The organism is Streptomyces sp. NPDC060049 (genome assembly GCF_042736715.1).
Lineage (GTDB): Bacteria > Actinomycetota > Actinomycetes > Streptomycetales > Streptomycetaceae > Streptomyces.
The window spans coordinates 93,314-119,098 of the sequence record NZ_JBHWVV010000018.1 but is presented as its reverse complement, the minus strand read 5'-3'; the positions used below and the strand labels follow the sequence as shown (position 1 = coordinate 119,098).

The window sequence follows — 25,785 nt, the reverse complement described above, 5'->3', positions numbered from 1 at the left end:
AGCAGCATGCAGAGAAGATGGGCGGCCCCCCTCGCCCTCATGGCCGTGACCGGCTCCGGACTCCTCTCGCCACCGCCGGCCCAGGCGGCCGCGGCCCCCTGCCCCCGGGTGACGGTCGGCGCGGGCTGGTACGGGGACAACCAGGCCCGGCTCCAGCGGCTGATCGACGAGTACGGCGCGTGCGCCCCGTACCGGTCCCACCGCGCCAAGCCGGTCGCCGTCTTCGACTGGGACAACACCGTCGTCAAGAACGACGTCGGTGACGCGCAGATGTTCTGGCTGCTGCGCAACGGGAAGATCCGCCAGCCGGCCCGGGGCGACTGGAGCACCACCAGCCGCTACCTCACCCCGGCCGCCGCCAGGGCCCTCGCCGACGCCTGCGGGGCCCTCGCGAAGCCCGGCGCGACGCTGCCCACCGGCACCCCGGAGGGCGCCGACTGCGCCGACGAGCTGAACGCCGTCTACGGCACGGCCGCCACCCGTGCGGCCGCCCCCGCCTTCGCGGGCTGGGACCACCGCACGATCGAGCCCGCCTACGCCTGGCTGCCGCAGCTGACACAGGGCTGGACCGCGCGCGAGGTCCGCGGCTTCGCGGCCGCCGCGCGCGCCGAGAACCTGGCCGCGCCCATCGGCGCCGAGCAGCGGGTCGGCAGCACCACCGCCACCGGCTGGGTGCGCTACTACGACCAGCAGAGGGACCTTATCGACGGCCTGCGCGAGGCCGGCTTCGACGTCTGGATCAGCTCGGCCTCGCCGCAGCCGGTCGTCGAGGTGTGGGCCGAGGGCGTCGGCATCGACGCGGACCACGTCATCGGCATCCGCAACACCACCACCCGCGGCGGGAAGTTCACCACCCACCTGCAGGGCTGCGGTTCCGTCCGGGACGGCGACGACACGATGATCACCTACATCGACGGCAAGCGCTGCTGGATCAACAAGGAGGTCTTCGGGGTCCGGGGCGCCGCGGCCGAGAAGGTCCAGCCGCCCGCACGCCGCCAGGTGTTCGCCGCGGGCGACTCCGACACCGACGTCTCCTTCCTGCGGGACGCGACCGCGCTGCGGCTCGTCGTCAACCGCAACAAGAACGAGCTGATGTGCCGCGCCTACGACAACAGCGACGGCAAGTGGATCGTGAACCCGATGTTCATCGAGCCGAAGAAGCGCAAGGCCTCCCCTTACCCGTGCGCGTCCACCGGCTTCACCGGCCGCGACGGCACGCCGGGGCCCGTCCTGCGGGGCGACACCAGCGTCATCCCCGACCAGACGGACTCCGTCTTCCCGTAGGCGTCCTCCCCGGAGGCGTCACAGGAACGTGCGGCCCTCGCCCCGGTAGGTCGGGGCGGTGGCCGTCACCCGGTCGCCCTCCACGAGGTGCAGCTCGTCGAAGCGCTCGCACAGCTCACCGGCCTTCGCGTGCCGGAACCAGACCCGGTCGCCGATCAGCAGATCGTCGGCCGGGCTGCCGAGCAGCGGCGTCTGCACCTCTCCGGCCCCTTCCTGGGGGTCGTAGCGCAGCCCCTGGGGCAGGTACGGGAACGGCAGCCGGTCCGGGCCGGGCGCCCCCGAGGCCGGGTACCCGCCGCCGAGCACCGTGACGACCCCGACGCCGGGCCGGCGGACCACCGGCTGGGCGAAGAGGGCGGCGGGACGCCCGCTGAACGAGGTGTAGTTGTCGAACAGGCGCGGTACGTAGAGGCCCGAGCCGGCGGCGATCTCCGTGACCGCGTCCTCGGCCGCGGTCTGCTGGACGCTGCCCGTGCCGCCCCCGTTGACGAACTCCAGGTCCGGGACCACGGCGCGCACGGCCCGTACGGCCTCGGCCCGGCGGGCGGCCAGCTCCTTGCGGGCGGCGCCCTGCATCAGCCGGATGGCGCGCGAGCGCAGCGGGCGCCCGGCCAGCGCGTCGCCCACCCCGGCCACGTGGCCCTCGTACCCCATCAGCCCGACGACGCGGAAACCCGGCCGGGCGCTCACCGCGCGGGCCAGGCGGGCGAGCTCGGCCGGCTCGCGCAGCGGGGAGCGGCGGGCGCCGACGCGGACCCTGCCGCCGAACAGGTGCAGGGCGGTGTCCAGTTCCAGGCAGACCCGGATCTCCTGGTCGCCGCCGTCGCGGGCCCGGTCGATGAGCTCGAGCTGCGCGACGTCGTCGACCATCACCGTCACCGCGCCGGCCAGCTTCGCGTCGCCCGCGAGCTCCGCGAAGCCGGCCCGGTCGGCGGACGGGTAGGCGAGCAGCACGTCCTCGAAGCCGGAGCGGGCCAGCCAGATCGACTCGTCGAGGGTGTACGACATGATCCCGGCGAACCCGGGCCGGGCGAGGACCCGTTCGAGCAGCGCTCGGCACCGTACGGACTTGCTCGCCACCCGGACCGGCTTCCCGCCGGCCCGGCGCACGAGGTCGTCGGCGTTGGCGTCGAACGCCTCGAGGTCCACGAGGGCGAGCGGGGCGTCGAGGTGGGCGGTGGCCCGGTCGTATCGGGCCCGGTCGGCGGCGGGGGAGTTCATGGGCGGCAGCCTGCCAGATGGGTGTACCCGTGGGTAGGGGGTTCCCGGGCATCGCCCTTCCGGCCGGAACCGGCCCCGGGGCCCCGGCGGGCACCCGCGACCGCGCGTGAGCTCCCGCGGGAGTGCCCGGACCGGCCGGCCGGGGCCCGTTCGCGGGCGCGTAAAGTAGGGGCAGGCAGCCGGACGGAACGGGGGGCTGAGCCGCCGGATGAGCACGTCCACACCGCACAGCGAGGTCCTGACCGCGCCCGACCGGCCCCCGGCCCCGCCACGGCGGCAGCCCGGACGGGTCCTCGGCGCCGTCCTCTGCGCCCTCCTCGGACTCTGCCTCACCGGCGCCGCCGGCTACACGGCGGTCGCCGAACACCGCGCCGCGCAGCGGCCCTTGGCAGCCGAAGCCGCCTACCGCGAGGCCGCCTCGCTCTGGCGGTCCACCCCCGTCGACACCCTCTTCCCGCCCGTCGTCGAGGGTGCGGGCGCCGGGCCCGGCGGCGCCGACCGCACGTGGACCCGGATCGCGCTGGCCCCCGACGCCGAGTGCTCCGCCGCCCTCGCAGCCGACTGGCAGGCCCTGCTCGCCGAAGCCGGCTGCACCCGCGTGCTCCGCGCCACCTACACCGACGCCACCCGCAGTTCGCTCGTCACCGTCGGCATGGTCTTCGCCCCCGCCGACGCCCCGGCGCTGAGCGCCCTGCGCGGCCGGCTGACCATCCCGCCCGGCTACGGCTTCCCCGACGACCGGCGCGCGGCCTGGACCGCCTCCGTGCTCCCCGAGGCCCCCGTCGTCCTCTACTCCGTCTCCGCCTTCGCCGACGGCCGCACCCTGGACGCCCCCACCCCCGCCGACGAGGCCATGCGCAAGGACGCCACCGGACCCGTGGCCCAGGCCGGTCTGGGCCACGAGGCCAAGGGCGTCGCCGACCGCGTCGAACGAGCCGTACGGGCCCTCGCGGCCCCGCCCGCCCCGGAGCCCGCCCGATGAGCCGCCGCTTCCTCCCCGCCCTCGCCCTCGGGGCCCTGCTCGTCCCGGCCCTCGCGCCCCCGGCCGCCGCCGACGCCGTCCGGGACCGCCAGTGGGGCTTGACGGCCCTGCGCGCCGAAGAGGCGTGGGGCACCACCCGGGGCGACGGGGTCACCGTCGCCGTCCTGGACACCGGGGTCGACCCGGCCCACCCCGACCTGGCCGGGCAGGTACTCGAAGGCAACGACCTCGTCGGCATGGGCGCCGGCCGGGGCGAGCGCACCTGGGCCCGGCACGGCACCGCCATGGCGGGGATCATCGCCGGGCACGGCCACGGTCCGGACCGCCGCCAGGGCGTCCTCGGGGTCGCACCGCAGGCGAAGATCCTCCCGATCCGGGTGATCCTGGAGGAGGGCGACCCCGGCCGGACCAAGGCCCGCGACAGCAAGGGCGGCGCCCTCGCCGAGGGCATCCGCTGGGCCGCCGACCACGGCGCCGACGTGATCAACCTCTCCCTCGGCGACGACAGCAGCTCCGCGCACCACGAGGCCGCCGAGGACGAGGCCGTCCAGTACGCACTGGCCAAGGGGGTCGTCGTCGTCGCCTCCGCGGGCAACGGCGGCGAACAGGGCGACCACGCCTCCTACCCGGCCGCCTACCCCGGCGTCATCGCCGTCACGGCCGTGGACCGCAAGGGCAAGAAGGCCGCCTTCTCCACCCGCAACTGGTACGCCACCGTCAGCGCCCCCGGCGTCGACATCGTCATCGCCGACCCGGACCGCTCCTACTACGAGGGCTGGGGCACCAGCGCCGCCTCCGCCTTCGTCTCCGGCGCGGTCGCCCTGGTCAAGGCGGCCCACCCCGGCCTGTCCCCGGCGCAGATCAAGAAGCTCCTGGAGGACACCGCCTCCGACGCCCCGTCCGGCGGCCGCGACGACTCCCGCGGCTTCGGCCTGGTCGATCCGGTCGCCGCCCTGCAGATCGCCGACGCGATGACCGCCGAGCCGGCGCTGCCCGCGCCCGCCGCCGCCCGGGGCACGTACTTCGGCCCGGGCCCCGAGCCGGAACGCGGCCCCGAGCGCCGCGCCCGTCTCGGCGCCCCGGCCGGCGCGGCGGCCGGACTGGCGCTCCTCGTGCTGGCCGGCGTACTGGCGCGGCGCCCCCGGGCCGCGCGGCCCGATAGGCTCGGGTAACTGTGGCGAACAAGAACATTCCCGACCCGGGTTTCTCCGACGACGACGGCTCCGCCGACCCGCGGCTGAGCGCTGCCCTGGCCGCCTGGGCCGAGGACAGGGGCAAGGAGCCGGAGGTGCTGGCGGCCCTCAAGGACGCCCGCCTGCTCGTGCCCGTCGTCGCCGTCCTCGGCGAGGTCGAGACCGACCCCGAGACCGGCCTCAAGCGCGAGAAGACCAGCGACATGGCCGTCCCCACACTGCGGGCGGGGGACCGGCGGGCCCTGCCCGCCTTCACCTCGACCGCCTCGCTGGCCCGGTGGGACCCGGCCGCCCGCCCGGTGGCGGTCCCGCTGCACCAGGCCCTGGCCGCCGCCGCGCACGAGAAGGCCGACACGGTCGTCGTCGACCTGTCCGGCCCGGTCACCTACCAGCTCACCGGCCCCGCCCTGCTCGCGCTGGCCGAAGGCCGCACCGACAGCGGCCCGCTCGCCGACCCGGCCGTGCGCGAGGCGGTACGGGCCGTCGTGGCCGCCGAGCCCGCCGTACTCGAGGCCCGCCTGGGCCCGGGCGCCGCGGACGCCGACGGCACCCTGGCGATCGTGCTGGCCGCCGGCCCGCAGGCCACGGCGGCGGCCCGGCGGGTGGCCGAGGCCCTGGCGGCCGACGAGACCCTGCGCGCACGCCTCGTGGGGGGACTGGACCTGGCGCTGCTCCCGGAGGGGGCCCCGGCCCCGCCGGGAGAGCCGCTCTTCACGCGCTGAGGCGCGGGGACACGCGAAAGGGGAGGGCCGGGGCGGGTGCCCCGGCCCTCCCCCCGGTTCCGCTACGCGTACACGGGACCCGTGAACTTCTCGCCCGGGCCCTGCCCCGGCTCGTCCTGCACCAGCGAGGCCTCGCGGAAGGCGAGCTGGAGGGACTTCAGGCCGTCGCGCAGGGGGGCGGCGTGGAAGGAGCTGATCTCGGTGGCGCTCGCGGTGACCAGGCCGGCGAGGGCGGTGATCAGCTTGCGGGCCTCGTCGAGGTCCTTGTGCTCGGAGTCGGGCTTGTCCAGGCCCAGGTTGACCGCGGCCGCACTGAGCAGGTGGACGGCCACCGTGGTGATGACCTCGACCGCCGGCACGTCCGCGATGTCGCGGGTCATGTCGTCGTAGTCGGGGGAGTCGGGAGTGGCACCGGAGGGCGTCGCGTCAGTCATGTGCCCCACGATATGCCGTGCGGCGGGCTTGCAAGGCGGGTGCTAGTATGTACATCGACCGGTCGGACACTCACGTGCCCGACCACAAGTGGAGGCTCCGATTCTCCCACCCGACCACCCTCACGGGAGGCGGGTCACCGGTCAGGTGGTATCCATCGTTCCGTACGGACGATGGAAAGCTGCCCGAGTCTGCGCCCCGCGGTTTGCACGCGGCGGTGCTCCGGTTGTTTTGGAGCCCCTGCCTGTGCCCGGCGGGGCTTTTTTCATTCTCCGCCGCGGTCGGTCTGACGGAAAAACGTCAGCGGCTGTCCTCCAGGCAGCCGTGTGGTGCTACCGAGGAGGATCCATCAGCACCGAGCCCCGCATCAACGACCGGATTCGCGTTCCCGAGGTACGACTCGTCGGTCCCAGCGGCGAGCAGGTCGGCATCGTGCCGCTTGCGAAGGCGCTTGAGCTCGCGCAGGAGTACGACCTCGACCTGGTCGAGGTCGCGGCGTCCGCACGCCCGCCGGTCTGCAAGCTCATGGACTACGGCAAGTTCAAGTACGAGTCGGCCATGAAGGCCCGTGAGGCGCGCAAGAACCAGGCGCACACGGTCATCAAGGAAATGAAGCTCCGGCCGAAGATCGACCCGCACGACTATGACACCAAGAAGGGTCACGTCGTTCGGTTCCTCAAGCAGGGCGACAAGGTCAAGATCACGATCATGTTCCGTGGTCGCGAGCAGTCCAGGCCGGAACTCGGCTACCGACTGCTGCAGCGCCTCGCTTCGGACGTCGAGGACCTCGGGTTCATCGAGTCGAACCCGAAGCAGGACGGCCGAAACATGATCATGGTTCTCGGTCCGCACAAGAAGAAGACCGAGGCGATGGCCGAAGCCCGCGAGGCGCAGGCCGCCCGCAAGGCCGAGCGCCAGGGTCTCGCCCCCACCGACGACGAGGCCCTCACCGAGGACGCCGAGTTCGAGGCCGGGGACGCTGACATCGAGGCCGAGGACGCTTCCGACGAGGCGCCCGAAGCAGCCGAGGCCGCCCCCGAAGAGGCGGACGCCTCTCCCGAGGCTCCTGCCGAGGCCTGATCCTGAGGCAGCCGTCTCGGATCACCGACACAATATGACGCTCCCGGTGAGCCGGCCCCCACAAGGGCCGGTGGGGGCGCCACCGACGAGGAGATAACGGCGCTATGCCGAAGAACAAGACGCACAGCGGGACCAAGAAGCGCTTCAAGATCACCGGCTCCGGCAAGGTGCTCCGCGAGCGCGCCGGCAAGCGCCACCTGCTCGAGCACAAGTCGTCCCGTGTCACCCGCCGCCTCACCGGCACCGCGGAGATGGCCCCCGGCGACGCCGCGAAGATCAAGAAGCTTCTCGGCAAGTGACGTCCTCCGCTCCCCTTCCGGGAGCGGGACGTCAAGACCGGGACCCCATCGAATTCGGGCCGTGTGAAGACAACCACGGCCCCGCTACAAGGAGTTAAAAGTGGCACGCGTCAAGCGGGCAGTAAACGCCCACAAGAAGCGCCGGGCAATCCTCGAGGCGGCCAAGGGCTACCGCGGTCAGCGTTCGCGCCTGTACCGCAAGGCCAAGGAGCAGGTCACCCACTCGCTGGTCTACAACTTCAACGACCGCAAGAAGCGCAAGGGCGACTTCCGTCAGCTGTGGATCCAGCGCATCAACGCTGCTGCCCGCCAGAACGGCATGACGTACAACCGCCTCATCCAGGGTCTGAAGGCCGCCAACATCGAGGTGGACCGCAAGATCCTCGCCGAGCTGGCCGTCAACGACGCCAACGCGTTCGCCGCGCTGGTCGAGGTCGCTCAGAAGGCCCTCCCGGCCGACGTCAACGCCCCGAAGGTCGCTGCCTGAGCAGCAAGCCCTCGAAGGCTGCAGTAATTTGCCCGGACCCGCAGGCCTCGCGCCTGCGGGTCCGGTGCGTTGACCAACGAGTTCCACCCGCTGTACGTACGGAAGCGAGCCGACCGCCATGGGCACCCCCGCCGAGCTGATCTCCCCCCGGTCCACGAGGGTGGCCGCCGCCAGGCGACTGGCGCGCCGCAACTTCCGCACCAAGGAGCGGCGCTTCATCGCCGAGGGCCCGCAGGCCGTGCGCGAGGCCGCCGAACACCGGGGCGCCACGGGCGAGCCGACCCTGATCGAGCTCTTCGCGACCGCCGAGGCCGCCGAGCGCCACGCCGACATCGTCGACGCCGCCTACGCCGCCGGAGCACGCGTCCACTACGCCTCGGACGAGGTGCTCGCCGAGGTCTCGCAGACGGTCACCCCGCAGGGCCTGGTCGGCGTCTGCCACTTCCTCGACTCGCCCTTCGAGGAGATCCTGGCCGCCCGGCCCAAGCTGGTCGCCGTCCTCGCCCACGTCCGCGACCCCGGCAACGCCGGCACGGTGCTGCGCTGCGCGGACGCCGCCGGAGCCGACGCCGTGGTGCTGACCGACGCCTCCGTGGACCTGTACAACCCCAAATCGGTACGGGCCTCCGTGGGCTCCCTCTTCCACCTCCCGGTGGCCGTCGGCGTCCCCGTCGGGCTGGCCGTCGAGGGGCTGCGGGCAGCGGGCGTACGGATCCTCGCGGCCGACGGCGCCGGCGAGGACGACCTCGACGCCGAGCTGGACGCGGGCACGATGGGCACCCCCTCGGCCTGGATCTTCGGCAACGAGGCCTGGGGCCTGCCCGAGGAGACCAGGGCGCTCGCCGACGCCGTGGTGCGGGTCCCGATCCACGGAAAGGCCGAGAGCCTGAACCTCGCGACGGCCGCCGCCGTGTGCCTCTACGCCTCCGCGCGTGCACAGCGGGCGCCCGGAGGGTGCCGCTCCGTGACCCCCAGCTAGTAATGTGGCGGCCCGGGGGCCGACCGCGGTACTCGGAGATGTGGGGTACGGGGACATGACCGTCGGTACGAACAGCTCGCCGGCGGCCGCCGAGGCGGCCGGCGCACCCATCCTGGCGACGGTGCCCCAGCGGGCCGAGGCCGGCAAAGTGCCCGTGCAGTCCGCGCCCGTGCAGCCCGCGCCCGCCCCGGCCTCCCGTGCCCGGCCCGCGCACGCGAGCCCCGTAGGACCGGGGCCCGCGGCCGATCCGCACACGGAGTTCGCCGGGCTCGGGATCGACCCCGACGACCTGCCCGACGGGCTCGTGATCGCCGACGACACCGGCCGGGTCATCTGCTTCAACTCCGCCGCCGCCCGGATCACCGCCCGCGCGGCGGGCGAGGCGCTCGGCGAGGGCATCGAGCGGGCCCTTCCGCTGGAGGACCTCGAAGGGCGCCGCTGGTGGGCGCTGACCGACCCCTACGGCGGCCTCGCCACCCGGCGCGGCCAGCCCGAGCGCAACCTGCTGCTCCCCGGCGGCCGCGAGGTGCTCGTCTCCGCCCGGTACGTGCGCACCCACCCCACCGGCCCGCTGCGCCGCCTCGTGGTCACCCTGCGCGGTACGGAGGCGCGGCGGCGCACCGAACGCAGCCACGCCGAGCTGATCGCCACCGTCGCGCACGAGCTGCGCTCGCCCCTGACCTCGGTCAAGGGGTTCACGGCGACCCTGCTCGCCAAGTGGGAGCGGTTCACCGACGACCAGAAGCGGCTGATGCTGGAGACCGTCGACGCCGACGCCAACCGCGTCACCCGGCTCATCGCCGAGCTCCTGGACATCTCGCGCATCGACTCGGGCCGGCTGGAGGTGCGCCGCCAGCCGGTGGACATCTCCACCGCCGTGGGCCGCCACGTCCAGGCGCTCACCGCGAACGGGCAGGCCCCGGAGCGCTTCCTCGTCAGCGTGAGCCGGCCGCTGCCCGACTTGTGGGCGGACCCGGACAAGATCGACCAGATCCTCGGCAACCTGCTCGAAAATGCGGTGCGCCACGGCGAGGGAACGGTCACCATCGACGTGACGCCGACCAGCTTCGCGAACGCAGCGGGGAAGACCGAGAAGGGAACCGCCGTCACCGTGACCGACGAGGGCCCCGGGATCCCCGAAGAGTCGATGGGCCGCGTCTTCACCCGCTTCTGGCGGGGGAGCAAGCGCGGCGGCACCGGCCTGGGCCTCTACATCGTCAAGGGCATCGTCGAAGCCCACGGCGGAACCATCACGGTCGGCCGCGGCCCCTGCGGCGGCGCCGAGTTCCGATTTATCCTGCCCGTCGCCGCCCCGGCGTACCTCACGCAGTAACCCTGCGGAGCGTCTCGCCAGGCGGCCCACGGGCCCCTTCACCCCCAGCGACCTTTAGACTCGACCTTTGGCACCTTTGTGTCCTAGTGCCGAGCGCGTCCTGCGCGTCGCGCGGGGGACCCACCAGCCAGCCATCGGAAGTACGGGAAGAGATGTCGGCACCGAACAAGTCGTACGACCCTGTTGAGGTCGAGGCACTGAAACCGGATGAGATCGAGCGCATGCGGGACGAGGCGCTCGCCGCCTTCGCCGCCGCCGGCGACCTCGACGAACTTCGCGAGGCGAAGACCGCGCACATGGGCGACCGCTCGCCCCTGGCGCTCGCCAACCGCGAGATCGGCGCGCTGCCCCCGCAGGCCAAGGCCGAGGCGGGCAAGCGCGTGGGCCAGGCCCGCGGCGCCGTGAACAAGGCCTTCGGGGCCCGCACGGTCGCGCTCGAGGCCGAGCGCGACGAGCGGGTGCTGGTCGAGGAGGCGGTGGACGTCACGCTGCCCTACGACCGGGTTCCCGCCGGCGCCCGGCACCCCCTGACCACGCTGATGGACCGCATCGCGGACATCTTCGTGGCCATGGGGTACGAGGTCGCGGAGGGCCCCGAGGTCGAGGCGGAGTGGTTCAACTTCGACGCCCTCAACTTCACGCCCGACCACCCGGCGCGCCAGATGCAGGACACCTTCTTCGTCCGGGGGCCGGAAGGCACCGAGGGCGACGAGTCCGGCGTCGTGCTGCGCACCCACACCTCCCCGGTGCAGGCGCGCTCGCTGCTGGAGCGCAAGCCCCCCGTCTACATCGTGTGCCCGGGCCGGGTCTACCGCACGGACGAGCTCGACGCGACGCACACCCCGGTCTTCCACCAGGTCGAGCTGCTCGCCGTGGACGAGGGCCTGACCATGGCCGACCTCAAGGGCACCATGGACCACATGGTCCAGGAGCTGTTCGGCGAGGGCACCACCACGCGCCTGCGCCCGCACTTCTTCCCCTTCACCGAGCCGTCCGCCGAGATGGACATGCAGTGCTACGTGTGCCGCGGCGAGTCGGTGGGCAACCCCGACCGCCCGTGCCGCACCTGCTCCAGCGAGGGCTGGATCGAGCTCGGCGGCTGCGGCATGGTCAACCCCAAGGTGCTCGTCGCCTGCGGTGTCGACCCGGAGAAGTACAGCGGGTTCGCCTTCGGGTTCGGCATCGAGCGGATGCTGATGTTCCGCCACAACGTAGAAGACATGCGAGACATGGTCGAGGGTGACATCCGTTTCACCCGGCCGTTCGGGATGGAGATCTGATGCGGGTCCCGCTTTCTTGGCTGCGGGAGTACGTCGACCTCCCCGCCGGTGAAACCGGTCGCGACGTCGCGGCCAAGCTCGTCGACGCCGGCCTCGAGGTCGAGACCGTCGAGCAGCTCGGCGGCGGGCTCAAGGGCCCGCTCGTCGTCGGCCAGGTGCTGACCATCGAGGAGCTCGAGGGCTTCCGCAAGCCCATCCGGTTCTGCACGGTGGACGTCGGCTCGGCCAACGGCACCGGCGAGCCGCAGGAGATCGTCTGCGGAGCCCGGAACTTCTCCGTCGGCGACAAGGTCGTCGTGGTCCTGCCGGGCGCGGTGCTGCCCGGAGACTTCGCGATCGCCTCGCGCAAGACGTACGGCCGGACCTCGCACGGCATGATCTGCTCCGGCGACGAGCTGGGCATGGGCGACGACGGCACGCACGGCATCATCGTGCTGCCCCACGAGCACGAGGTCGGTACCGACGCGATCGCGCTCCTGGAGCTCGTCGACGAGGTCCTCGACATCGACATCACCCCGGACCGCGGCTACTGCATGTCCATGCGCGGTGTGGCCCGCGAGGCCGCCACCGCGTACGGTCTGCCGCTGCGCGACCCGGCACTGCTCGACGTGCCCGCGCCGAACTCGTACGGCTACACCGTCGACATCGACGACCCGCAGGGCTGCGACCGCTTCACCGCCCGCACGGTGACCGGCCTCGACCCCGAGGCGCGCTCCCCGATCTGGCTCACCCGGCGCCTGCAGAAGGCGGGCATGCGCCCGATCTCGCTCGCCGTCGACATCACCAACTACGTGATGCTCGAACTCGGTCAGCCGCTGCACGCCTACGACCGCTCGCGCATCGACGGCGCCATCGGCGTCCGCCGTGCCGAGCAGGGCGAGAAGTTCACCACCCTCGACGGCGTCAAGCGCACGCTCGACGCCGAAGACCTGGTGATCACCGACAACAGCGGCCCGATCGGGCTCGCCGGTGTCATGGGCGGCGCCAACACCGAGATCGCCGACTCCGTCACCGACCCGGCGACCGGCGCGGTCACCGGCACCACCGACGTGGTCGTCGAGGCCGCGCACTTCGACGCCGTGTCGATCTCGCGCACCGCCCGCCGGCTCAAGCTGTCCTCCGAGGCGTCCAAGCGATTCGAGCGCGGCGTCGACCCGCAGGCCGCCGCAGCGGCCGCGCAGCGGACCGTGGACCTGCTGGTGCTGCTCGCCGGCGGCACCGCCGAGGCCGGCGTCACCGAGCGCACCGCCCCCGGTGCCCCCCGCACCATCGCGATGGCCGCGGACCACCCCGACAAGGTCGCGGGCATGGACTACGGCCGCGAGACCGTCGTACGCCGCCTCCAGGAGGTCGGCTGCGACGTCTACGGCCAGGACGAGCTCGTCGTCACCGTCCCCTCGTGGCGGCCCGACCTCGCCGCGCCCAACGACCTCGCCGAAGAGGTCATCCGGCTGGAGGGCTACGGGAACCTTCCCTCCACCCTCCCGCAGGTGCCGTCCGGCCGCGGTCTGACCGCCCGGCAGCAGCTGCACCGCCGGGTGGGCCGCGCGCTGGCCGGCGCCGGCTACGTCGAGGCGCTCAGCTACCCGTTCCTGGGCGAGGGCGTCTTCGACCAGCTCCAGCTGCCCGCGCACGACGCCTCCCGCCAGGTCGTCAAGCTGGTCAACCCGATCTCCGACGAGGAGCCGGCGCTGCGCACCACGCTGCTGCCGGGTCTGCTCGGCGCGCTGCGCCGCAACGACAGCCGGGGCAGCCACGACCTCGCGCTCTTCGAGACCGGCTCCGTCTTCCGGGCTGCCGCCCGGCCCGGTGTCGCCGTACGGCTGCCCGCCGACCGGCGCCCCACGGACGAGGAGATCGCCACGCTGAACGCGGCCCTGCCCGCACAGCCGCGCTACGCCGCGGTCGTGCTGGCCGGTGCCCGCGAGCAGGCCGGCTGGTGGGGCAAGGGCCGTCCGGCCGACTGGGCCGACGCGGTCCAAGCCGCCCGCTCGCTGGCCGTCGAGGCCGGCGCGGACCTGACCGTGCGCCAGGGCCAGTACGGCCCCTGGCACCCGGGCCGCTGCGCCGAGCTGCTCGTCACCCTCGACGGGGTGGAGACGGTCATCGGCCACGCCGGTGAGCTGCACCCGCGCGTGGTCAAGGCGATGGGCCTGCCGGCCCGTACCAGCGCGATGGAGCTCGACCTCGACCGCCTCGCGGCGGCCGGCGGCGAGGCGCTCCAGGCGCCCCGGATCTCCTCCTTCCCGGTGGCGACCCAGGACGTCGCGCTGATCGTCGACGCGTCCGTCCCGGCGCTGTCCGTGGAGGACGCGCTGCGCAAGGGCGCGGGCGAACTGCTGGAGTCGCTGCGGCTGTTCGACGTCTTCGAGGGCGAGCAGGTGGGCGAGGGCAAGAAGTCCCTGGCGTACGCGCTGCGCTTCCGCGCGGCCGACCGCACGCTGACCGCCGAGGAGTCCACGGCGGCCCGCGACGCGGCGGTCGCCCTGGCCGGCGAGCGCACGGGCGCGGTGCTGCGCGGCGCGTAGCCGCTGCCGCTGCCCCGCGACACGGAGGGGGTGCGTCCCGGACACGGGGCGCACCCCCTCACGCGTACCCGCCCGCCCGGCTGCGCCGGCACTCCGGGCCGCGCCTGTCCTGCGGGGCTGGTCTGCTACCCGACTGTGACGCTGCGGGCCGGTGCGCGCCGTGCGTCGCCGTGGGCACCGTCAGGCGATGGGGGTTTCGCGGCGGGGCGGGGGCGGACGTCCGTGCGGCTGGGAAGCGGGCGTCCGCGCCCGGGGGACCACGCGGGCCGGGCCCGGTGGGTGGGCCCGGCGCGCGTTCGGTCCGGCCCGGCCGGGGCCCGGCGACCAACCAGGTCCCCGGCGGAGCCGAAGCGCGCCGCCCGCCTGCCGTGGAGTGTCGGGCAGACAACAGACGGGCGGCGCGGTTGACGGGTCGTCGCACTGTACGAGGGGGAGCCGACGACCCGAGCCACCTCTTGGCGAGGCCCTTAAGTGAAGCGCCCGCAGGGCCCCGGACGGCAGGGTGCGCATCGCATTTATGCGCGTACCGCGTTCACACCCCGTGTGAACCGCGCACCCATTAGCCTGAGTCCGACGAGCCCTGGAGCGGTCCATGCAGCCCAATGCCCTGCTCGACGCCCTCCTCGCCGAGGCGGGCATGTCCCACGCGGGTCTCGCCGCGTACGTGAACCAGGCGGGCCGCCGACGGGGGCTCGCCCTGCGCTACGAACACACCGCCGTCGCCCGGTGGTTGAAGGGCCAGCGCCCCCGCGGCCAGGTCCCGGACCTGATCTGCGAGGTGATCGGGGGCCGGCTGCGGCGACCGCTGTCCCTCGACGACGCGGGCTTCGGCGTGCCCGGCCAGTCCGCCGACCCGCACGGCTCCCCGCTCAGCGGCTTCGTCGACCGGGCCGCCGCCCTGTGGCGCTCCGACGGCAACGGCCGCCAGTGCCTCGCCGCGGACGCCCTCACCGGTACGCCCGCCGTCATACCGGTGTGGGAGTGGGAGAACCCGCCGGAGGACGCGGACGTGTCCCGCGAGGGCCCGACCCGGGTGGGCCCGGAGCACATCGAGATCCTGCGGGCCGCCCGCGCGCACTACGAGCTGATGTACCGCCGGGCGGGCGGCGTGGCCACGCGTGACCGGATCGTGCGCTTCCTCGGCACCGAGACCGCCCCGATGCTGCGCGGCAGCTACTCCGACGGCCTCGGCCGCAGCCTGTACCGGGCCGGCGGATCCCTGGTGGCGGTGGCGGGGATCTGCGCTTACGACTCGGACGCGCACGGGCTGGCCCAGCGCTACTTCCACCAGGCCCTGCGTCTGGCGAAGGCCAGCGGCGACCGGGGGCTCGGCGCCTATGTGATCGCGCTGATCGTCAACCAGTGCCTGCACCTACGGGAGTTCCGCCAGGCCGTCGCCTTCGCCGAGGCGGCCCTGCGCGCGGCCGGCCGGTACACCACCCCGGCGCTGGCCGCCGACCTGTACGCCATGCAGGCCAAGGCCTACGCCCAACTCGGGGACACGGCTGCGGCGTTGGCCTGCATCCGCAAGGCAGAGGCGGCCGCCGAGCGGATCCGGCCGGGCACAGAGCCGGACGAGACGGGGTACGTACAGCCCGGGCTGGTCAACGTACAGGTGGCCGAGGCGCTGCTCGGTCTGGGGGACCTGCGGGCGGCCCACGAACAGGCGGCCGCAGCCGTCGGAACCCCCGCGCACGACCGGGGTCGCGTGCACCGCCTCGCGATGCTGTGCGAGATCCAGCTGCGCCAGGGAGAGGCCGACCAGGCGGTGGCGGCGGCGGCCGAAATGGCCGAGCGGTCCAGGGGGATGGAGTCGCTGCGGCTGCGCGACCGGCTGCGGGCGGTCCGCGAACAGCTTCTGACCAGCGGTTGTTCGGGGGCGGAGGAGACGGCCGAGCTCATCGACGGAGCGCTGCGCGTTCCCCTGTGACACGGTGAACTGCTGCCATGTTGCCACCTACTCGATCGGAAGGTGGCACAACCGTGCAGTGGACGAACTTGAGTGAGCAGACCGTGTACGCGAACCGTTGGTTCGATGTGAATCTCGCCGATGTGGAGCTCCCCGACGGCCGGCACCTGGACCACTTCGTGATCCGGCTGCGCCCGGTCGCCGTGGCCACGGCCGTCAACGAGGCCAATGAGGTGCTGCTGTTGTGGCGCCACCGCTTCATCACGGACAGCTGGGGCTGGGAGCTGCCCGCAGGGGTCGTCGAGGACGGCGAGTCCGTGGAGAGCGCCGCCGCCCGGGAGATGGAGGAGGAGTCGGGCTGGCGGCCCGGACCCCTGCACCACCTGATGACCGTCGAGCCGTCCAACGGGCTGACCGACGCCCGCCACCACCTCTACTGGGCGGACGGGGCCACCTACACGGGCCACCCCGAGGACGACTTCGAGTCCTCGCGCCGCGAGTGGGTGCCCCTCGAGAAGGTGCCGGACATGATCGCGCGCGGCGAGGTCCCGGCCGCCAACATGGCGGCCGGGCTGCTGCTGCTGCACCATCTCAAGCTGGGCCGGCTCCAGGGCCGTCCGTAGCCGTCAGCCGTACGGGTAGAACCCCGAGCCCGTCTTGCGGCCGAGGCGGCCGGCGTCGACCATCCGCTGGAGCAGCGGGGGAGCCGCGTACAGGGGCTCCTTGAACTCCGCGTACATCGAGTCGGCCACCGAGGCGACCGTGTCCAGGCCGATGAGGTCCGCGAGCTTCAGCGGGCCCATCGGGTGGGCGCAGCCCAGCTCCATGCCGTTGTCGATGTCCTCGCGGCTCGCGATGCCCGACTCGAACATCCGGATCGCGGACAGCAGGTACGGGATGAGGAGCGCGTTCACCACGAAGCCGGAACGGTCCTGGGCGCGGATCGCGTGCTTGCCCAGCACGCCCCCGACCAGGGCCTCGGCCCGCTTGACCGTCTCGTCGCTCGTGGTCAGCGCCGGGATCAGCTCCACGAGCTGCTGCACCGGGGCCGGGTTGAAGAAGTGGATGCCGATGACCTGGTCGGGCCGCGAGGTCGCGACGGCCAGCTTGACCAGCGGGATCGAGGAGGTGTTGGAGGCGAGGATCGCGTCCGGGCGGGTGATCACCTGGTCGAGGACCTGGAAGATCTCCGTCTTGACCTGCTCGTTCTCGACGACCGCCTCGATGACGAGGTCGCGGTCGGCGAACTCGCCGAGGTCGGTGGTGAACGACAGGCGGGCCAGGGTCGCGTCCCGCTCCTCCTCGCTGATCTTGCCGCGTTCGGCGGCCCTCGTCAGCGAGGAGTGCAGGCGCGTCCGCCCGAGTTCGAGGGCCTCGCCGGTGGTCTCGGCGACCATCACCTCAAGACCGCTGCGGGCGAACACCTCCGCGATGCCCGCGCCCATCTGGCCACAGCCCACTACGCCGACGCGTGCGATGTCGTCTGGGAGGTCCGTCACATCGTGCCTTTCGCTGCTCATCCATCGCGGGTCCCCCGTACTCGTGCAGTGGTAACTGCGTTCCGGCGCCCGCCACGCCCCCCGACGTTACCCCCGTCCTTGCCCGGCGTGGCGGGCCGGGGCGGGCATGCTGGACGGACACGGGACAATGTCACGGAACGGAACGGAGTCGTCACATGGCGTACATCGGGAGGCGGGGAGTACTGGCCTGTGCGGCGGGGGTGCTGGCCGCCGCGGCGACCGCGTCCCCCGCCGGGGCGGTCCGGGGAGCGCGGGCGGCCATGGCGCCGAAGGCGGCCGCGGCGGAGTTCCGCGGGATGTGGGCCGCGTCCGTGCAGAACGTGGACTGGCCCTCCGAAAGCGGTCTCCCCGCCGCCGAGCAGCGCGCCGAGCTGCTCGCACTCCTCGACACCGCCGTCTCCCGCCGACTCAACGCCGTGATCCTCCAGGTCCGGCCCACCGCCGACGCGATGTGGCCCTCGGCGCGCGAGCCGTGGTCCCAGTGGCTGACGGGGGAACAGGGCGTCGACCCCGGCTGGGACCCGCTCGGCACGGCCGTCGCCGAGGCGCACGCCCGGGGGCTGGAGCTGCACGCCTGGTTCAACCCCTACCGGGTGGCCAATCACACCGACCTGAGCCGGCTCGTCCCCGGGCATCCGGCCCGCCGCAACCGGGGCTGGACCGTCGCGTACGGCGGCAAGCTGTTCTACAACCCCGGGCTGCCCCAGGTGCGGCGCTTCGTGCAGGAGGCCATGCTCGACGCCGTGGCCCGCTACCCCGTCGACGCGGTCCACTGGGACGACTACTTCTATCCCTACCCGGTCGAGGGCGAGGACTTCGACGACGACGCCGCCTTCGAGGAGTACGGCGGCTCCTTCGCCACCCGGGCGGACTGGCGCCGCCACAACACCGACACCCTGGTCCAGGAGATGTCGGCGCGGCTGCGGGCGCTGCGCCCCGCCGTGGCCTTCGGCATCAGCCCTTTCGCGGTCTGGCGCAACTCCGACCGCGACCCGCTCGGTTCGCCGACGCGGGCGGGCGTCGCCACGTACGACGATCTGTACGCGGACACCCGCAAGTGGGTGCGCCAGGGTTGGATCGACTACATCGCGCCCCAGGCGTACTGGCACATCGGCCATCCGAGCGCCGACTACGCGGACATCGTCCCCTGGTGGGCGAAGACCGTCGCCGGCACCGGCGTCCGGCTGTACGTGGGGGAGGCGCTCTACCGCTGCGATCGGGACAGCTCCACCGCAGCCTGGCGCGATCCGCGGGAGCTGTCGCGGCACGTGCGGTTCGCCCGCGCCTACCCGGAGGTCCGCGGCCACGCCTACTTTTCGGCGAAGCAGGTGGCCGCGGACCCCAACGGGGCGATGGCCCGGGTGGTCGCCGACCACTACGCCGCGGTGGCGGCGGCGCGTTGACCGGCGCAACGCACGGGTTCAGTGGTCGTGGTCGGCGGGGTGCTTCACCACGCAGTCGGGGCCGGGGGACATGACGGCCTCGTGCCCGTCCGTGAAGCGGACCCGGTAGGGAGGCGTGCCGTTCTCTCCGAGAACCTGGGTGATCTCACCGACCTTGTCGTGCTGGCCCACGATCCTGCCGTGCTGAACCAGCTGGTCGCCCTCGGTCGCGCGCATAGCTGACCTCCTCGGTGGCGGTCCGATCCGGTGCTAGCAGTTTAGGTCGTTCCACCCCTATTTGACCCGTTGGGTCACCGCGATGCAGACGAGCACCGCACCGGCGGCTACAGGAGCGGCGGGGGAGAGGTGCTCGCCGAGCAGCGCCACCGACCACACGAGGGTCAGCATCGGCTGCGCGAGCTGGAGCTGGCTCGCGCGGGCGGCGCCGATCTCCGCCATGCCCCGGTACCAGACGTAGAGGCCGAGGAAGGTGGAGCCGACGGCCACCCAGACGAGCCCGGCCAGCCCGTGTCCCGTGAGGTGGACCGGCTCGTACGCGAGCCCGAGCGCGGAACCGGCCAGGCCGATCGGCAGGCAGAGCACCAACGCCCAGCCGATCACCTGCCAGCCGGGCAGCTCCCGGGCCAGGCGCCCGCCCTCGGTGTACCCGGCCGCGCACACCAGCAGGGCGGCGAAGAGCAGGCCGTCGCCGAAGGAGAGGGAGCCGCCGCTCTGGGCCAGGGTGAAGCCGAGGACGACCACGGCCCCGGCGACGGCCGCCGCCCAGAACCGCAGCGGCGGGCGGGCGCCGGTGCGCAGGGAGGACACGACCGCGGTGGTCAGCGGCAGCAGGCCGACCACAACGGCGGCGTGCGAGGTCGTGGAGGTGCGCAGCGCCAGTGTGGTGAGCAGCGGGAACCCGATGACGACGCCGCCCGCGACGACCAGCAGGCCCGGCCAGTGCGCGCGGTGGGGCAGCGGTACGCGTCCGACCAGCAGGCAGGCGCCGGCCGTCAGCCCCGCGAGGACGCAGCGCAGGGCGAACAGCGACCAGGGGCCGAAGCTCTCCAGCCCCCAGGCGGTGGCGGGGAAGGTCAGCGAGAAGGCGACGACGCCGGCGGAGGCGAGGACGGTGCCGCCGCCGAACCGGCCCGCCCGCGCGCCGCCCGCTACCGGGTCCGGCGCCGCGGCTCGCGCCGGGTCCTGCGCCGGACCGCGCGTCGAGCCCTGCGTCGGGCCTTGCGCCCTGCCCCGAACTGCTACCGAGGCGGGGAGAGTAGCGCTATTCTTTGCTGTCATGTACGAGCGTAGCAGCGTCGCGGATCTGGCGGAATCCTTGCGGGCCGAGTTGAACCGCTACTCGCCCGGTGGAAAGCTGCCGTCCAGTCGCGCGCTGGTCGAGCGCTTCCGGGTCAGTCCCGTCACCGTCTCCCGGGCCATCGCCCAGCTGGCCGCCGAAGGCCTCGTGGTCACCCGCCCGGGGGCCGGAGCCTTCCGCGCCCGGCCGCGTACGCCGGCCCCCGCGCCCGGCGACACCTCCTGGCAGGCCGTCGCCCTCAGCGCGGAAGGCGCCGGCGAGGTCGTCCCGCGCTCCGTCGACGCCTCCGGGGTGCTGGTCACCCTCGCCGCCCCGCCCGCCGGGGTCATCGAGCTCCACAGCGGCTACCTCCACCCCGTGCTCCAGCCCGAGCGGGCCATGGCGGCCGCCCTCGCCCGCGCCGGACGGCGGCCCGGAGTGTGGGGACGCCCGCCCGTGGAGGGGCTGGCGGAGCTGCGCGACTGGTTCGCGCGGGAGATCGGCGGGGCGGTCGGGGCCGCGGACGTCCTGGTCACCGCCGGCGGGCAGAGCGCGCTCACCACGGCCCTGCGGGCGCTCGCCCCGCCCGGGGCGCCGATCCTCGTCGAGTCCCCGACCTACCCCGGACTGCTGGCCATCGCCCGGGCCTCCGGGTGCCGGCCCGTGCCCGTCCCGGTGGACGCCGACGGGGTCCGGCCCGAGCTGTTGGCCGAGGCCTTCGAAGCGACCGGGGCGCGGGTGTTCGTATGCCAGCCGCTGTTCCAGAATCCGACCGGGGCGGTCCTCGCGGACGAACGGCGCGGCGAGGTGCTGCGCATCGCGCGCGCCGCCGGGGCGTTCGTGGTGGAGGACGACTACGCCCGCGCCTTGGCCCACGAGGACGCCGGCCCGCTGCCCGCGACGCTCGCCGCCGAGGACACCGACGGGGTCGTCGTGCACGTCCGGTCGCTGACCAAAGTCACCTCGCCCAGCCTGCGGGTGGGCGCGCTGGCCGCCCGCGGGCCGGTCCTGGACCGGCTGCGCGCCATCCAGGTCGTGGACAGCTTCTTCGTGCCCAGGCCGCTCCAGGAAGCCGCCCTGGAGCTGGTCGGCGCACCCGCCTGGCCCCGCCACCTCAAGACCGTCGCCGCCGAGCTGCGCCACCGGCGGGACGTCCTCGCGGGGGCGCTGCGCCGGGAGCTGCCCTCGCTGGAGGTGTCGCGACTCCCGCGCGGCGGATACCAGTTGTGGGCGCGGACCGGTACGGGCGACGACGCCGCCTTCGTGGCCTCCGCACTGCGCGCCGGGGTCGCGGTCGCGCCCGGCAGGCCCTACTTCTGCGCGGAACCGCCCGGCCCGTTCGTGCGGCTGAGCTTCGCCGGGGTCGCCGGCGCGGGCGAGCTGACCGAGGCCGTCCGGCGGCTGCGGTCGGCGCCGGGGGGCGTGCCCGGCGGGAGGCCCGGGGAAGGGCCCGGGGGCGGGCTTCGTTCAGACGCTTGACCCCGTGCGGCACGCGGCTCACCATCGCCGCATGCATGTTCGGGTTTCGCTAGTCGCAGCAGCCCGTAGTACCCCGCTGCTCGCCGAGCGCTTCGACGACGACCGCCCCATCGACGTGGACGGCTGGCGCGCGGTGGAGTCCGCCGCGCGCGGGCTCGTACCACTGGGCTCGGCCGACCTCCGCTACTGTTCGCCGACCTCGCGCAGCCGGGCCACCGGCGCGGCCCTCGGCTACGCGCCGATGGCGCAGCCCGCGCTGCGGGAGTGCGACATGGGCCGCTGGCGCGGCCTGACCCTGGGGGAGGTGGCGGCCCGGGAGCCTGCGGCGGTGGACCTCTGGCTCGCGGACCCGTGCGCGGCCCCGCACGGAGGGGAGTCCCTGCTCGCTTTCATCACCCGGATCGGCGGCTGGCTGGACACCCGGCCGGCGGACGACGGGGGAGCGATCGTGGCGGTGGCGGAACCGTCGGTGGTCCGCGCGGCCCTCGTGTACGCGCTGAACGTGCCTCCGCTGACCTACTGGAACGTGGACGTCCGGCCCCTGTCGACGGTCACCCTGGCGGGCTGGCCGCGACACTGGCACCTCTCCCTCCAGGCGCCGGTGTAAACCCGTTGAGCGGCGACCCGACCGGATCTAGCCTGCGGACATGAACGCGACGGACACCTCGAACTCCTCGAACACCTCGAACGACCCGGGCGGCGATGACGGCGGAGCCCGTGGAGCCGGCATCCGGATCACCACGCTCGCGGAGCGGCCCGAACTGACCGACGCGCTCTGGGGCATGAACGACTCGTGGCCCGAGTTCGCCACGCAGGACTCGATCGCCTGGATGCTGTACCCGCGCATGGTGGCGGAACTCCCGCAGTACGTCTTCGTCGCGACCGACGACGCCACCGGCGAGGTGGTAGCCAAGGCGTTCAGCGTGCCCTTCGTCCAGCACGCGCCCGGACGGGACGGGCGGCTGCCCGCGCAGGGCTGGGACCAGGTCCTGATGTGGGCCTTCTCCGACCTGCGGCGCGGCGCGGTCCCCGACACGGTCAGCGCCATCGAGATCAGCGTCCGGCCGGACCGGCAGGGCCGGGGGCTGTCGGGGAGGATGCTCGCCGCGCTGCGGGAGACCGCCCGGGCGCGCGGTTTCACCGAGGTGGTGGCCCCGGTCCGGCCGAGCGGAAAGCCGGCCGAGCCGGAGGCCTCGATCCACGAGTACGCGTACCGCACCCGCGAGGACGGCCTCCCCTACGACCCGTGGCTACGGGTCCACGTGCGCGCGGGCGCCGTCATCGACTCGGTGGCCCCGCTGTCGATGACGATCACCGGCTCCCTCCCGCAGTGGCGGCAGTGGACCGGCCTCCCCTTCGACGCGGCGGGCCCGGTCCTCGTGCCCGGCGCCCTGTCCCCGGTCCGCTGCGAACCGGAGCAGGGCTACGCGGTCTACGTGGAGCCGAACGTCTGGGTCCGGCACGCGCTGGTCTGACGGGCCGTGCCGCCTCAGAGGAGCGAGACGGGGGCGGTCGCGAAGGACGGGAGGTAGATCCCGCCGATGCCCGCGTACTGCGCCCGGTAGCCGCGCAGGATCTCGTCCAGCGGGATCGTCAGCCGGGCCGGGGTGTCGCAGCGGGCGGCACCGAACTGGTCGGTGACGGCGGTGCACAGGGTGCGGCCGCCGACGGTGGTGAAGACGACCGGTACGCCGTCCAGCCCGGCCGGGGCGTCCGCGATCCGCACGGTGGTGCTGAGGTTCTTCACGCCGAAGAGCAGCCCGTTGAGCTTGGCCGGACCGGCCGTCGCGGCGGTGGCCACGGCGGGCCGGACCCGCCCGGGGTCGTCGCAGACCTGGAGGGCGGGGGCGTAGACCTGGCCGACGGGGCAGGCGGTCACGGTGGCGACCCCGCCCCCGCACTGCACGTAGAACCGCTGGTCCTGCATCCTCGGCAGCCGCCCGGTGACGCCGCCGGCGCACGAGCCCTCGGCGGCGGTGGCGGGAGCCGCCGTCATGCCCAGGGCGACGACCGCCCCGGCGGCCAGCGCGGCCAGTCCCTTGCCGATGCGTAACGACACCGCTTCCCCCAGATCGCTTGTCACTCACTGTGACGAAATGAATACGAAGTGACTATAGGGATGGGCGGGTGCCGGACGCAACGCTTTGCGGGGACTGCCCAAGCGTGCGAATAGCCGCTGGCTTGAACGCGTTCAAGTCGATGGGTGCGGTACGGGGGCGGGGTGGAGCGGCGATGACGGCCACGGTGGACACCGCGGTGGTGGTCCGGCGAACGCGAGCCGTCCATCCGTGGCAGCACAGGATCGCGCCGGCCGCGCTGATCCTCCCGGTGCCGGTCGTCGTGGACATGCTCAGGGCGGGCCTGCCGGTCCCGCTCCTGACCGTCCCGGTCCTGCTCCTCGCGGTGCCGGCCGCCCTCCGGGCGAACCGGGCGTGGTTCATGACCGCCTGCGTGGGCCTCGCGGTCCTGCTGCTGTGGTGGTCGGCCTACGGTCTGCCGGAGGGCGCGTGGATCTTCCTGCCCCCGGCGCTGCTCCTGCTGTGCGCCGCTTTCGCGGACCCGCGCGCCTACCGCACCGCGGCCACGGTGTCCACGGTCCTCGCCACGCTCGTCGCGCTGGTCCCCCTCGTCCTCTTCGGCGGATCCCTCGCGAGCCTGCTCGACCTAGTGCTGTGATCGGGAAGGGCGTACAGGCTCAGCAGGCACGGCACGGCACGGCACGTCGGCGGTGCGGAGCCGCCCGCAGGCGCCGCGGACTACCGGCCGCGGGGCTTGCCGCGCTTGCTGTTGGACTTGGCGACGGCCTTGCCGCTCTTGGGGGCGCCGGCGCGCGGGTTCTTGGCGGCCGGCTTGCCGCCGCCGCGGGGAGCCGGCTTGCGCTGCGGCTTCGCCTTCTTCTGCTCGGGCTCGGGCTGCGTACGCCCGCGCCCGCGCGAGCTGTTGACGGTCCGGCCGCGCACGATCCCGATGAACTCCTCGACCAGGTCGGGGGTTTCGTCGGCCTCGGGCCACGACAGCGCGACGCGTGACTCCGGCGCGTCCAGCAGCGTCCGGTAGGTCAGGTCCTTGCGGTGGTGCAGGCGTGCGAGCGACTGGGGTACGACGAGGACCCCGATGCCCGCCGCCACCAGCTCGATCGCGTCGGCCGTCGTCTCGGGCCGTTCCCGCGCGGGCTTGCCCGGCAGCCGCTCCCAGTCGAGGGTGTCGTCGAGCGGGTGGAGCACGATGTCGTCGGCGAGATCCGCGAGCGACAGCTCCTCGACCGCCGCGGCGAGGTGGTCCTTGGGGATCACCACGACCGTGGTCTCCGTGTAGAGCGGGATCGCGCTGAGGTCCGTCCGGTCGATCGGCAGCCGGACGAACCCGGCGTCGGCACCCTTGGCGCGCAGCAGGGCGGGCGCCTCGGCGGGGGTGACCGGAACGAGGGTCAGCGGAACGTCGGGCAGCCGTTCCTTCCAGATCCGGACCCACTTGGTGGGAGTCACCCCGGGGACGTACGCGAGCTGGAACGACGGGGGCGTCTCGGAGTCTGTCACCCGGCCAGATTACCGGCCGTGGTCGGAGGTGGCGCACACGCTCGATACCCTTGACCCCATGACGTCGCACCAGACCGCCCAGACCATGAAGCCCGCGACCGCGGCGAAGAAGCTGGGTGTGTACCTCGAGGCCACCCCCGCAGAGTTCCAGGAGGGTGTCGTCTCGCGCACCGAGCTGGCCGCCCTCCAGGCCGAGCCGCCCCAGTGGCTGCAGGACCTCCGGAACAACGGTCCGCACCCCCGTCCGGTGGTGGCGGCGAAGCTGGGCATCTCCATCTCGGGCCTCGCCCGCGGCGGTATCACCGAGGCGCTCACCACCGAGCAGATCGAGGCCCTGAAGCAGGAAATGCCCGAGTGGCTCGAGAAGGAACGGTCCACCCAGGCGGAGGTCCGCAAGGAGACGGTCCGCATCAAGCAGATGCAGGCGGAGAAGGCCGAGAAGCGAGAGCGCTCCTGACCTCCCCGGCCCGCCGCCCCGACCGGTGCGGCGAGGCCGGCCCCGGTTCCGCGCCCGGCCCTACCGCCCCGGGCGGCGGCCTGCGCGGCCCCACACCAGGGTTGTGACCGTTCACGCGCCGGCGCGAGCAGCCCTGTCGCCGGACCGGCGCTCAGGGCTCGCGCGTCCGTGCAGGCAGTTCCCTCGCCCGGCCCGGAACTGCACCGGGCCCCTGACGCGTCGGCGCGGGCGGCCCTTTCACCGGGCGGCCCTTCACCGGGCGGCCCTTCACCGGGCGGGTTGATCCGCCCGCCCAGGGCGGGTGAGGCCCAGGGGCTTCGGCTCCGCCGTCGGCAGGGCGAGCACTGAGGTCGGTGCCCCGGCCGCGGTCGTAGCCGTCGGGCAT

26 protein-coding genes are annotated in these 25,785 nt (G+C 73.7%); 19 read left to right on the top strand and 7 right to left on the bottom strand.

Annotation, left to right across the window (positions count from 1 at the left end; genetic code table 11):
• Positions 1-6: 6 nt before the first annotated feature.
• A complete protein-coding gene (locus ACFWBY_RS29265; RefSeq protein WP_385338370.1) occupies positions 7-1,284 on the top strand; it encodes a haloacid dehalogenase-like hydrolase in 1,278 nt (425 codons plus the stop codon).
• A gap of 18 nt (positions 1,285-1,302) precedes the next feature.
• Here the strand turns inward: ACFWBY_RS29265 and ACFWBY_RS29260 are convergent, their stop codons facing one another.
• On the bottom strand, positions 1,303-2,505 hold the full coding sequence (locus ACFWBY_RS29260) for an amino acid deaminase/aldolase (RefSeq protein ID WP_385338372.1): 1,203 nt from the start codon (positions 2,503-2,505) through the stop codon (positions 1,303-1,305).
• Positions 2,506-2,713: 208 nt separating this feature from the next.
• Here ACFWBY_RS29260 and ACFWBY_RS29255 point away from each other — a divergent pair, with 208 nt between their 5' ends.
• Genes ACFWBY_RS29255 through ACFWBY_RS29245 form a run of 3 tightly spaced genes read left to right on the top strand, consistent with a single transcriptional unit; the run spans position 2,714 to position 5,402 of the window.
• A complete protein-coding gene (locus ACFWBY_RS29255) occupies positions 2,714-3,487 on the top strand; it encodes a hypothetical protein (protein ID WP_385338375.1) in 774 nt (257 codons plus the stop codon).
• Positions 3,484-4,659 (top strand): type VII secretion-associated serine protease mycosin, encoded by a 1,176-nt coding sequence (gene mycP / locus ACFWBY_RS29250; protein ID WP_385338377.1) that lies wholly within the window; start codon positions 3,484-3,486, stop codon positions 4,657-4,659. Before ACFWBY_RS29255 ends, mycP begins: the two co-directional genes overlap by 4 nt.
• A gap of 2 nt (positions 4,660-4,661) precedes the next feature.
• Positions 4,662-5,402, top strand: coding sequence for an SseB family protein (locus ACFWBY_RS29245; RefSeq protein WP_385338380.1), 741 nt, complete (start codon positions 4,662-4,664; stop codon positions 5,400-5,402).
• Between the two features lie 62 nt (positions 5,403-5,464).
• On the opposite strand, the gene ACFWBY_RS29240 is transcribed toward ACFWBY_RS29245, so the two are convergent.
• Positions 5,465-5,836, bottom strand: a complete 372-nt coding sequence (locus ACFWBY_RS29240; RefSeq protein WP_385338382.1) for a DUF1844 domain-containing protein — start codon at positions 5,834-5,836, stop codon at positions 5,465-5,467.
• Between the two features lie 322 nt (positions 5,837-6,158).
• Here ACFWBY_RS29240 and infC point away from each other — a divergent pair, with 322 nt between their 5' ends.
• From infC to ACFWBY_RS29195, 9 genes are all read left to right on the top strand, one after another.
• On the top strand, positions 6,159-6,914 hold the full coding sequence (infC, locus tag ACFWBY_RS29235; protein WP_385338384.1) for a translation initiation factor IF-3: 756 nt from the start codon (positions 6,159-6,161) through the stop codon (positions 6,912-6,914).
• 104 nt (positions 6,915-7,018) lie between these two features.
• Complete coding sequence (rpmI, locus tag ACFWBY_RS29230; RefSeq protein WP_030157249.1) at positions 7,019-7,213, top strand: 50S ribosomal protein L35; 195 nt, start codon at positions 7,019-7,021, stop codon at positions 7,211-7,213.
• A gap of 100 nt (positions 7,214-7,313) precedes the next feature.
• Entirely contained in the window at positions 7,314-7,700 is a 387-nt protein-coding gene (rplT, locus tag ACFWBY_RS29225) for a 50S ribosomal protein L20 (RefSeq protein ID WP_215021862.1), read from the top strand.
• Between the two features lie 118 nt (positions 7,701-7,818).
• Positions 7,819-8,679 (top strand): TrmH family RNA methyltransferase, encoded by an 861-nt coding sequence (locus tag ACFWBY_RS29220; protein ID WP_385338388.1) that lies wholly within the window; start codon positions 7,819-7,821, stop codon positions 8,677-8,679.
• Positions 8,680-8,734: 55 nt separating this feature from the next.
• The gene (locus ACFWBY_RS29215) at positions 8,735-10,012 is read left to right on the top strand and encodes a sensor histidine kinase (RefSeq protein ID WP_385338391.1); all 1,278 of its coding nucleotides are present in this window, start codon (positions 8,735-8,737) and stop codon (positions 10,010-10,012) included.
• Between the two features lie 152 nt (positions 10,013-10,164).
• Positions 10,165-11,292 (top strand): phenylalanine--tRNA ligase subunit alpha, encoded by a 1,128-nt coding sequence (pheS, locus tag ACFWBY_RS29210; protein WP_385338394.1) that lies wholly within the window; start codon positions 10,165-10,167, stop codon positions 11,290-11,292.
• A complete protein-coding gene (gene pheT / locus ACFWBY_RS29205; protein WP_385338397.1) occupies positions 11,292-13,820 on the top strand; it encodes a phenylalanine--tRNA ligase subunit beta in 2,529 nt (842 codons plus the stop codon). The genes pheS and pheT overlap by 1 nt, the downstream gene beginning before the upstream one ends.
• Before the next feature lie 592 nt (positions 13,821-14,412).
• Positions 14,413-15,750, top strand: coding sequence for a transcriptional regulator (locus ACFWBY_RS29200; protein WP_385338400.1), 1,338 nt, complete (start codon positions 14,413-14,415; stop codon positions 15,748-15,750).
• 53 nt (positions 15,751-15,803) lie between these two features.
• The gene (locus tag ACFWBY_RS29195; protein ID WP_385338402.1) at positions 15,804-16,352 is read left to right on the top strand and encodes an NUDIX hydrolase; all 549 of its coding nucleotides are present in this window, start codon (positions 15,804-15,806) and stop codon (positions 16,350-16,352) included.
• A 3-nt stretch (positions 16,353-16,355) separates the two neighbouring features.
• Here ACFWBY_RS29195 and ACFWBY_RS29190 read toward each other — a convergent pair whose 3' ends face one another.
• Complete coding sequence (locus ACFWBY_RS29190; protein WP_385338405.1) at positions 16,356-17,249, bottom strand: 3-hydroxybutyryl-CoA dehydrogenase; 894 nt, start codon at positions 17,247-17,249, stop codon at positions 16,356-16,358.
• Between the two features lie 155 nt (positions 17,250-17,404).
• Here ACFWBY_RS29190 and ACFWBY_RS29185 point away from each other — a divergent pair, with 155 nt between their 5' ends.
• Complete coding sequence (locus tag ACFWBY_RS29185) at positions 17,405-18,652, top strand: glycoside hydrolase family 10 protein (protein ID WP_385338408.1); 1,248 nt, start codon at positions 17,405-17,407, stop codon at positions 18,650-18,652.
• 18 nt (positions 18,653-18,670) lie between these two features.
• On the opposite strand, the gene ACFWBY_RS29180 is transcribed toward ACFWBY_RS29185, so the two are convergent.
• Positions 18,671-18,868 (bottom strand): DUF1918 domain-containing protein, encoded by a 198-nt coding sequence (locus ACFWBY_RS29180; protein WP_250744647.1) that lies wholly within the window; start codon positions 18,866-18,868, stop codon positions 18,671-18,673.
• Between the two features lie 57 nt (positions 18,869-18,925).
• Positions 18,926-19,930: a DMT family transporter gene (locus ACFWBY_RS29175; RefSeq protein WP_385338411.1), complete on the bottom strand. Its 1,005-nt coding sequence runs from the start codon at positions 19,928-19,930 to the stop codon at positions 18,926-18,928.
• On the opposite strand from ACFWBY_RS29175, the gene ACFWBY_RS29170 reads away from it, so the two are divergent.
• The 3 genes from ACFWBY_RS29170 to ACFWBY_RS29160 all read left to right on the top strand — a co-directional run bounded on the left by ACFWBY_RS29170 (position 19,929) and on the right by ACFWBY_RS29160 (position 22,882).
• Positions 19,929-21,407 (top strand): PLP-dependent aminotransferase family protein, encoded by a 1,479-nt coding sequence (locus ACFWBY_RS29170; protein WP_385338414.1) that lies wholly within the window; start codon positions 19,929-19,931, stop codon positions 21,405-21,407. The two genes, ACFWBY_RS29175 and ACFWBY_RS29170, sit on opposite strands and share 2 nt — an antisense overlap.
• 31 nt (positions 21,408-21,438) lie before the next feature.
• Entirely contained in the window at positions 21,439-22,014 is a 576-nt protein-coding gene (locus ACFWBY_RS29165) for a histidine phosphatase family protein (RefSeq protein ID WP_385338417.1), read from the top strand.
• A gap of 175 nt (positions 22,015-22,189) precedes the next feature.
• Positions 22,190-22,882, top strand: a complete 693-nt coding sequence (locus ACFWBY_RS29160) for a GNAT family N-acetyltransferase (protein ID WP_385338456.1) — start codon at positions 22,190-22,192, stop codon at positions 22,880-22,882.
• Between the two features lie 14 nt (positions 22,883-22,896).
• Here ACFWBY_RS29160 and ACFWBY_RS29155 read toward each other — a convergent pair whose 3' ends face one another.
• The gene (locus ACFWBY_RS29155; protein WP_385338420.1) at positions 22,897-23,466 is read right to left on the bottom strand and encodes a chitin binding peritrophin-A domain-containing protein; all 570 of its coding nucleotides are present in this window, start codon (positions 23,464-23,466) and stop codon (positions 22,897-22,899) included.
• A gap of 173 nt (positions 23,467-23,639) precedes the next feature.
• On the opposite strand from ACFWBY_RS29155, the gene ACFWBY_RS29150 reads away from it, so the two are divergent.
• Complete coding sequence (locus tag ACFWBY_RS29150; RefSeq protein WP_385338422.1) at positions 23,640-24,083, top strand: hypothetical protein; 444 nt, start codon at positions 23,640-23,642, stop codon at positions 24,081-24,083.
• 80 nt (positions 24,084-24,163) lie between these two features.
• Here the strand turns inward: ACFWBY_RS29150 and ACFWBY_RS29145 are convergent, their stop codons facing one another.
• Entirely contained in the window at positions 24,164-24,943 is a 780-nt protein-coding gene (locus ACFWBY_RS29145) for a LysR family substrate-binding domain-containing protein (protein ID WP_385338424.1), read from the bottom strand.
• Positions 24,944-25,001: 58 nt separating this feature from the next.
• Between ACFWBY_RS29145 and ACFWBY_RS29140 the strand changes: the two genes are divergently transcribed.
• Positions 25,002-25,400 (top strand): DUF5997 family protein, encoded by a 399-nt coding sequence (locus ACFWBY_RS29140; RefSeq protein WP_385338427.1) that lies wholly within the window; start codon positions 25,002-25,004, stop codon positions 25,398-25,400.
• Positions 25,401-25,785 lie beyond the last annotated feature (385 nt).